General features: G+C 56.0%; 10 protein-coding genes. 8 read left to right on the forward strand and 2 right to left on the reverse strand.

Annotated elements, in window-relative coordinates; all coding sequences use genetic code 11:
- Positions 1-412, reverse strand: a 412-nt coding sequence (locus tag RTK01_RS15040; protein WP_312281752.1) for a membrane dipeptidase, incomplete at its 3' end; no start/stop codon positions are given.
- Between the two features lie 207 nt (positions 413-619).
- Between RTK01_RS15040 and ylxM the strand changes: the two genes are divergently transcribed.
- The 4 genes from ylxM to RTK01_RS15060 all read left to right on the forward strand — a co-directional run bounded on the left by ylxM (position 620) and on the right by RTK01_RS15060 (position 2,897).
- Positions 620-982 carry a YlxM family DNA-binding protein gene (ylxM, locus tag RTK01_RS15045; protein WP_312281753.1) on the forward strand — a complete coding sequence of 121 codons (363 nt, stop codon included), beginning with the start codon at positions 620-622 and terminating at the stop codon, positions 980-982.
- A gap of 3 nt (positions 983-985) precedes the next feature.
- Positions 986-2,338, forward strand: a complete 1,353-nt coding sequence (gene ffh / locus RTK01_RS15050) for a signal recognition particle protein (RefSeq protein WP_312281754.1) — start codon at positions 986-988, stop codon at positions 2,336-2,338.
- A 74-nt stretch (positions 2,339-2,412) separates the two neighbouring features.
- Entirely contained in the window at positions 2,413-2,652 is a 240-nt protein-coding gene (gene rpsP / locus RTK01_RS15055; RefSeq protein WP_312281755.1) for a 30S ribosomal protein S16, read from the forward strand.
- Positions 2,653-2,666: 14 nt separating this feature from the next.
- On the forward strand, positions 2,667-2,897 hold the full coding sequence (locus RTK01_RS15060; protein WP_293010380.1) for a KH domain-containing protein: 231 nt from the start codon (positions 2,667-2,669) through the stop codon (positions 2,895-2,897).
- Positions 2,898-2,951: 54 nt separating this feature from the next.
- Here the strand turns inward: RTK01_RS15060 and RTK01_RS15065 are convergent, their stop codons facing one another.
- The gene (locus tag RTK01_RS15065) at positions 2,952-3,191 is read right to left on the reverse strand and encodes a helix-turn-helix transcriptional regulator (protein WP_312281756.1); all 240 of its coding nucleotides are present in this window, start codon (positions 3,189-3,191) and stop codon (positions 2,952-2,954) included.
- Positions 3,192-3,296: 105 nt separating this feature from the next.
- Between RTK01_RS15065 and RTK01_RS15070 the strand changes: the two genes are divergently transcribed.
- The 4 genes from RTK01_RS15070 to RTK01_RS15085 all read left to right on the forward strand — a co-directional run bounded on the left by RTK01_RS15070 (position 3,297) and on the right by RTK01_RS15085 (position 7,253).
- Positions 3,297-3,524 carry a sporulation initiation factor Spo0A C-terminal domain-containing protein gene (locus tag RTK01_RS15070; protein ID WP_312281757.1) on the forward strand — a complete coding sequence of 76 codons (228 nt, stop codon included), beginning with the start codon at positions 3,297-3,299 and terminating at the stop codon, positions 3,522-3,524.
- 93 nt (positions 3,525-3,617) lie between these two features.
- Complete coding sequence (rimM, locus tag RTK01_RS15075) at positions 3,618-4,124, forward strand: ribosome maturation factor RimM (RefSeq protein ID WP_312281758.1); 507 nt, start codon at positions 3,618-3,620, stop codon at positions 4,122-4,124.
- On the forward strand, positions 4,114-4,887 hold the full coding sequence (trmD, locus tag RTK01_RS15080; RefSeq protein WP_312281759.1) for a tRNA (guanosine(37)-N1)-methyltransferase TrmD: 774 nt from the start codon (positions 4,114-4,116) through the stop codon (positions 4,885-4,887). The genes rimM and trmD overlap by 11 nt, the downstream gene beginning before the upstream one ends.
- A gap of 284 nt (positions 4,888-5,171) precedes the next feature.
- Positions 5,172-7,253 (forward strand): methyl-accepting chemotaxis protein, encoded by a 2,082-nt coding sequence (locus RTK01_RS15085; RefSeq protein ID WP_312281760.1) that lies wholly within the window; start codon positions 5,172-5,174, stop codon positions 7,251-7,253.
- Positions 7,254-7,376 lie beyond the last annotated feature (123 nt).

Consider the following 7,376-nt stretch of genomic DNA (forward strand, 5'->3'; position numbering starts at 1 on the left):
CTCCCGCCCCCAGCGCGTTGGCCTCGTTCCATGTCAACATGGCGTGCCGCGCACACAACTCGTAATATGTATCAAGCCACGCCGGGTCCTCCCCCGCGCAGGCCATGCCCTCCACGCCGATGTAGACATAAAAAACGCACTCCCGCCGCGCTTCCAGCATTTCTTCATGGGTATGAACAATGCGAAACCCCGTCGATTCGGCGATTTCCGCCCGGATGCAGTCCATCATCTGTCGGGTGCGGGCCGCATGATCCGCGTCGTGGGGCGGATCCACCCAAATGGCAAAAATACCACCCTCCACCCCGCCCCTTTTCAGCCGAGCCAGATGGCGATTGCAAAAAACGTCTTTCTCTCCCCGCATCCGCCGCACCGTCACGTCAGTCCAGATGTCGGAATGTGCGTCAAAAACCATATTTTCCTCCTTTTTATATTGCGCCGAAGCGTCTTTTTGGACGGCGATTGCGCCCATCGCCGTCCCAGCTTTATACCAAGTCTCATTTTTCAGGACTTCTGAAATTTTCTTCCCTTTTTCCCTTGACTTTTCGCCCGGATTCCTGTAAACTGAATATCGTTGTAAAGTCATATAACTTTACAAGTATTCGGTAAGGGGGCGTTTTCTTTGAAAAATCAAACCTATCGCATGACCATGCTCTACGATTTTTATGGGGAGCTGCTCACTGCCCGGCAGCGCGAATTTTTTGACTACTATTATAATAACGACCTGTCCCTGTCTGAGATCGCGGAGAACGCGGGCATTTCCCGTCAGGGCGTCCGGGATGTGATTGTCCGGGCGGAGGGCGTGATGCAGGAAATCGAGGACAAAACGGGCCTCATCCGCCGGTTCGAGCAGCTTCGCGCGCAGGTGGACGGGCTTTGTGCCGCCGCTGCGGAAATTAAGGCGCTGAACCGCCGATACGAGGATCCCCGCCTTGGGGAGCTGGCGAATACGGTGGCGGTTGCCGCCAATGCGCTCAGGGAGTAAAAGATGGCATTTGAGGGACTTACAGAAAAACTAAACGCCGCCTTTAAACGGCTGCGTGGCAAGGGCCGCCTGTCGGAGGCCGACGTGAAGGAAGCCATGCGGGAGGTCCGTCTGGCCCTTCTGGAAGCCGACGTAAGCTACAAGGTGGTTAAGGACTTTGTTGGAAAGGTCACGGAGCGGGCCGTCGGCAGCGACGTGCTGGACAGCCTGACTCCCGCCCAGCAGGTCATTAAAATTGTAAACGAAGAACTCACCGCCCTGATGGGCGGCACGGACTCTCGCCTGATTATGGCCAACAGCGGGCCAACCGTGGTGATGCTGGTGGGCCTTCAGGGCGCGGGCAAAACCACCAACGGCGCAAAGCTTGCGGGTTATCTGCGCAAGCAATACGGCAAGCGCCCCCTGCTCGTCGCCTGCGATGTGTACCGTCCCGCCGCCGTGGAGCAGCTCAAGGTCGTGGGCGGTCAGCTTGATTTGCCCGTGTACGACGAGGGTCAGGGCGACCCGGTCAAAATCGCGGAAAACGCCCTGCGCCACGCCCGGGACCATGGCAACGATCTGGTGCTTCTGGATACCGCCGGACGGCTCCACGTTGACGACGTGCTGATGGACGAGCTGCGGCGGATGAAAACCGCCGTCCGTCCCAACGATATTCTCCTCGTGGTGGATGCCATGACCGGTCAGGACGCAGTAAACGCCGCCTCCGCCTTTGACGAGGCGCTGGGCATCGACGGTGTGGTCCTCACCAAGCTGGACGGCGACGCCCGGGGCGGCGCGGCCCTCTCCATCCGGGCCGTCACGGGAAAGCCCGTGAAATTCGCGGGCACCGGGGAAAAGCTGGACATGATCGAGCCGTTCCACCCCGACCGCATGGCCTCCCGCATTCTCGGCATGGGCGACATGCTGACGCTGATTGAAAAGGCGGAGCAAAACTACGACGAAAAGCAGGCCAAAAAGCTTCAGGAAAAGCTGCGGAAAAACAGCTTCACGCTGGAGGATTATCTGGACCAGCTCCGCCAGCTCAAGGGTATGGGCGATCTGAGCCAGATTGCCGGGATGCTGCCGGGCATGGGCGATAAGCTGCAAGGCGCCACGGTGGACGAAAAGGCTCTCTCTCATACAGAGGCCATCATCCTCTCCATGACCCCCCGGGAGCGGGAAAATCCCGATCTTTTGAATGCCAGCCGCAAGCGGCGCATCGCCGCGGGCAGCGGCTGCCCGGTGGTGGAGATCAACCGGCTTTTAAAACAATTTGAAATGGTCCGGGATTTGACGAAGCAGGTGTCCCGGGGCAGGTTCACCGGCTTTGGCGGCATGGGCCACGGCCAGGGCAAGAAAAAGCGGAAAAAAAAGTAACGCCCGTTCAAGTATATAAGTGCAGCCGCATTTATAGATAAAATTTCTGACAATTTTTTTGGAGGTACACATTTATGGTTAAGATCAGACTGCGCCGCCTCGGCGCCAAAAAGGCTCCCTTCTACCGTTTGGTGGTGGCCGATTCCCGCTTCCCCCGGGACGGCCGCTTCATCGAGGAAATCGGCACCTACAACCCCTGCGTCAACCCCGCCGAAATCAAGATTGACGCTGAGCGCGCCCAGGCCTGGATTAAGTCCGGTGCCCAGCCCACCGACACGGTGCGGGCTTTGCTGAAAAAAGTGGAAGTCCTCTAAGCCGGAGGGCAGATATGAAGGACTTGCTGCTCTATATCGCCAGAAACCTCGTGGACGATCCTGACGCCGTTTCCGTCACGGAAATTCCCGGCGAGCAGGAGCTGACGTTGGAGCTGCGTGTCGCCCCCGACGACATGGGCAAGGTCATCGGCCGTCAGGGTCGCATCGCAAAGGAGATTCGCACCGTGGTGCGCTCCTATGCCCAGCGTACCGGTACAAAGGTTTCCGTGGATATCATGGACTGAACAAAGCGAGGGAGGATACGTCCTCCCTCGTTTTCTGCCCAAATCACCGCTCCCTCAATCCATCCCCACGAAGAAATCAGCATAATCGCACTGGAAAATAGACCGCAACGCAACCAGCTCACTGGCCCGGATGTTATAGGTCCCATTTTCAATGTGGGCATAAAAATCCCGGGACATGTTCAGCCCGAACAGCTGCATTTTAATCGCCACCTGCTCCTGAGTTAACCCAGCCTTTATCCGCAAGATTCGCAGGTTCGCACCAATGCAAAAATCCTGTTTGATTTTCTGATTCATCACATATCACTCCAAAGCTGTGTGGAAAATCACACATATGTGTTGAGTATATGAAAAATCTCTGTTATTATTGTGTGGAATACCACACAATAAAGGAGATTAAAAATGAATCGAAAAGTTTACCGCCAGCTTGCCAAAAAACATGGTGTCACGACGGAAGAAATTCGTCGGGATATGCAGTCCGCCCTCAATATCGCTTACGAAAACCCATCCCGCACCGCTGAAACCGTCCGGGCACAAAACGCCGTCCTGCGGAGCGACAACGTACCCACACCGGAGGAATTTCTCCTTCACGCCGTCCGGGAGGTCCGCCGCCGGACGGAAAAGGGCTGAATTGCTCCGTGCCTTCCCGCCCCTTGTCAATCTGGCGTGGGTTGGGTATAATACTTTTATATTATCCTGTGAAACTTCCGGAAGGAGTTACAAATGAAACTGGAATTTATTCAAATCGGCCGCATTGTCAATGCCCACGGTATCCGCGGCGAGGTGCGACTGCTGCCTCAAGGCTTCGACCCCGCCTATCTCACCGACTTTGAAACCTTTTATTTAGGCAAGGACAAGACTCCCATCGTCCCTACCGCAAATCACGTCCACAAAAGCTTTGTCCTCTTAAAGCTCCCCGGCGTGGACGACATGAACGCCGCTCTTTCTTATAAGGAGCAGCCTGTCTTCATCCGTCGGGAGGATACAGAGGACGGCGAGCCTTTTGACGACGAGCTTCTTGGCATGAACGTGAAAAATGCCGACACCGGCGAGCTTCTCGGCAAGCTGACCTTGATTGAGGACTATCCCGCCAGCAAGGTCTACACGGTGACAGGCACGCACACCTACCTCATTCCCGCCGTGCCGGAGGTTTTCATCAAGTCCGTGGATTTAGACGCGAATGAAATGCTGGTCCACATTCTGAAAGGAATGGAAACCGATGCGGATTGACATTCTGACTCTGTTTCCCGAGGCGGTGGACGCCATGCTGAACGTCAGCATTCTGGGTAGGGCGCAGGAACGCGGGTTTATCGTCATAAAGTCCCACCAGATTCGTGAATATACCACCAATAAACAGATGCAGGTGGACGATTACCCCTATGGCGGGGGCCGGGGCGCGGTGATGCAGGCCGACCCACTCTACCGCTGCTGGGCCTACGTGACGGAAACCTTTGGCCCCGGACGCACCATCTATCTCTCCCCCTGCGGGCGGGTGTTTACCCAGACGGTGGCCCGGGAACTGAAGGAGCGGTACGACCATTTGATTCTGGTCTGCGGACACTACGAGGGTGTGGACCAGCGATTTTTGGACGAGTGCGTGGACGAGGAACTTTCCATGGGCGATTTTGTCCTCACCGGCGGGGAGATTCCCGCCATGGCGGTGTGCGACGCAGTATGCCGTATGGTTCCCGGCGTTCTGCCGGATGAGGAGTGCTTCACGGAGGAGTCCCACTGGGACGGCCTTCTGGAGCATCCTCAATACTCCCGCCCCGCCGTGTGGCACGAACGGGAGGTTCCTCCCATTCTGGTTTCCGGCGACCACGCCAAGGTTGCCGCCTGGCGGAAGAAGGAGAGCTATAAGCGCACCATGGCCCGCCGTCCGGACCTTTTTGCCGCCTTTGACGAGACACAGCTTGCCTCCAAGGCAGATCGGAAAATTCTCCAGCAGGCCAAAGAAGAATTTGCATTGGAAGCACCATTTTTACCCCAATAGCAAGGCTGAGTCCACTCTTTTAAACCGGGCTTTACGTCATTTTATCTCACATATGCACTTTTTGTGACATGAATTTATGAAAATTGCATTATTTTTTTCATTTTATACTTGTCGAATTTTGGTATTGCATGGTATAATGCAAAAAGTCACCCGGGCATTTTCGCGATTACATCCGCGAACGCGGGAAACTCATAATCTTTACGGGGGACAGCGTTGTGGGCTGTCCCCCTGTTTTTGAGCATTTCCAAATGCCCAAACGCAAATTGATTTGGGAGGGTATTGTTTTGAAAGAGAATGCTTTTGCAAAGCCCCAAAAAAGCCGAGAAAAGCGGGTCCGCCGGTCCGGCATTCAGAGTCGGATTGTCCTTTTGGCGGTCTTATCCTGCGTCGGCTCCCTGCTGCTTTCCAACCTCATCGGCGGCTTTATCACCACCTCGTCCGGGCACACCTCTTCCTATCGGCTTCTGGAGAGCAAGACCGGCGGGGTTGCGGCGCAGGTTTCGGAATACATGAACAAGGCCTACGCCGTGGCCGAAGTCCTTGCATACAGCGGCGATCTTCGCTATCCGAACCCGGAGGCACAACGCGGTGCGCTGGTCACCACTCTTGAAAACAACCCATATTTTATTCTGTTTTATCAGCAGGGTACCGACGGAGAGCAGACCGCCCGAAGCTCCGGAAATCTTGGCAACCGGGCAGACCGCTGGTGGTTCAAGCAGATCATGTCCGACTCTCAGCCCTTCATCACCAAGTCCTATCTGGACATCAATACGAAAAGCGCCGTCTCTTCCATCATTTACCCCGTCTACGCCCCCGGCCCGGACAAGCAGATGTCGGGAGTTCTGGGCTGCGATTTGAGCCTTGAAAAGCTTCAAGAGATTGTGGACGACTATAACACGGAGGACACCTATTCCGTCATTGTGGACGGAGAGGGCGTCGTGGTGGCCCATCCGGACGCGGAACAGGTGGCCGAAATGTACAACTATCTAACCGGCGTCAAAACGGTGGTCACAGGCGATCAGGAGTCTCAGGAGGATTTTGCGCTTTCCTCTGCGCTGAAGGCTCTGACCGCTGCTGCTCTGAGCGGTGAAAGCGGCATTCAGGAGCAAGCAGACGAAAATGCGATTTACGCCTACGCGCCCATTTCTCTCCCCGGCGGGTCCGACGGCTGGGCCGTGGTTACCATTCAAAACCGATCCGCCGCCTATGCCGACACCACGCGGATGATTCAGTCCAATGTTCTTCTGGCGCTTGTGCTTGTCGCCGTCATCACCGCTGTTTCCCTGCTGTTTAGCCGCAGGCTGGTCCGCCCGCTGCGTGAGCTTCACCGCGCTGCGGTTCAGATTGCCGATGGGGACTTGAATGTGGAACTCTCGGTTTCCAGCCGGGATGAGATTGGCGAACTTGCCCTTTCCATGCGCGCCACGGTGGACCGCCTGAAATCCTATATGAATTATATCAATGAGATTACCGATGTTTTGAAACAGCTCTCCACCGGCAATATGCGCTTCACCTTGGTCTGCGACTACACAGGGGAGTTTTCCAAAATCAAGGATGCGCTTATGTCTATTCAGGTAACGATGACCCGCACCATGTTGCATATCCGCCAGGCCTCGGACGAAGTGTCCAGCGGCTCCGAGCAGGTGGCTAACGGCGCGCAGGCGCTTTCTCAGGGCTCCACAGAACAGGCCAGCTCCACTGAGGAATTGGCTGCCGCCATTGAGGAGCTGTCCGCCAAGGTCCGCCAGAACGCACAGGATGCCGCCGAGGCCAGCTCCATCTCTGCGGAAACCGAAGCCTGCATCTCCGAGAGCAACGCCCGCATGGCGGAAATGACCGCTGCTATGCAGGAAATCGAAGCCACCTCCGATGAAATTGGGAAAATCATCAAAACCATCGACGACATTGCTTTCCAAACCAATATTCTTGCCCTGAACGCGGCGGTGGAAGCCGCCCGCGCGGGCGCGGCGGGCAAGGGCTTTGCCGTGGTGGCAGACGAGGTGCGTAATCTCGCCGGAAAATCCGCCGAGGCCGCCAGAAGCACCACCGCCCTGATTGAAAACGCACTGACCTCCATTCAGGCAGGCACGCACATTGCCAATACCGCCGCCAAATCCATGGGCGCTGTGGTGCAGCATACCGAGTCCATTAACAAGAAGATCTGCAACATTGCGCAAGCTTCCGACGAGCAGGCCCACTTCGCCCGGCAGATTACCACAGGCATCGACCAGATTGCCTCTGTGGTGCAGAACAACTCCGCCACCGCCGAGCAAAGCGCCGCCGCCAGCGAAGAGCTTTCCGCACAGGCGCAGACCTTGAAAACACTGGTAGACAGCTTTGTTTTGGGAGAAGAAGACGATCTCTGATCGCTTCATTCCCATTCTAAAGGAAACATCGGGCGGGGACGCTTTGCGTCCCCGCCCGATGTTCTCTATACGGACCGAAAAACCCATTTCCTTCTTCTCTAAAACGTGCTATGATAAGTAACA

Origin of the sequence: Oscillibacter sp., assembly GCF_031978065.1 — a bacterium.
Classification (GTDB): Bacteria; Bacillota; Clostridia; order Oscillospirales; family Oscillospiraceae; genus Oscillibacter.

Excerpts from the sequence above, each read along its gene's own strand:
- trmD (WP_312281759.1), top strand. The coding sequence starts at position 4,114 with ATGCGGATTGACATTCTGACTCTGTTTCCCGAGGCGGTGGACGCCATG.
- rimM (WP_312281758.1), top strand. The coding sequence starts at position 3,618 with ATGAAACTGGAATTTATTCAAATCGGCCGCATTGTCAATGCCCACGGT.
- RTK01_RS15060 (WP_293010380.1), top strand. The coding sequence starts at position 2,667 with ATGAAGGACTTGCTGCTCTATATCGCCAGAAACCTCGTGGACGATCCT.
- rpsP (WP_312281755.1), top strand. The coding sequence starts at position 2,413 with ATGGTTAAGATCAGACTGCGCCGCCTCGGCGCCAAAAAGGCTCCCTTC.
- RTK01_RS15070 (WP_312281757.1), top strand. The coding sequence starts at position 3,297 with ATGAATCGAAAAGTTTACCGCCAGCTTGCCAAAAAACATGGTGTCACG.
- RTK01_RS15065 (WP_312281756.1), bottom strand. The coding sequence starts at position 3,191 with ATGAATCAGAAAATCAAACAGGATTTTTGCATTGGTGCGAACCTGCGA.
- ffh (WP_312281754.1), top strand. The coding sequence starts at position 986 with ATGGCATTTGAGGGACTTACAGAAAAACTAAACGCCGCCTTTAAACGG.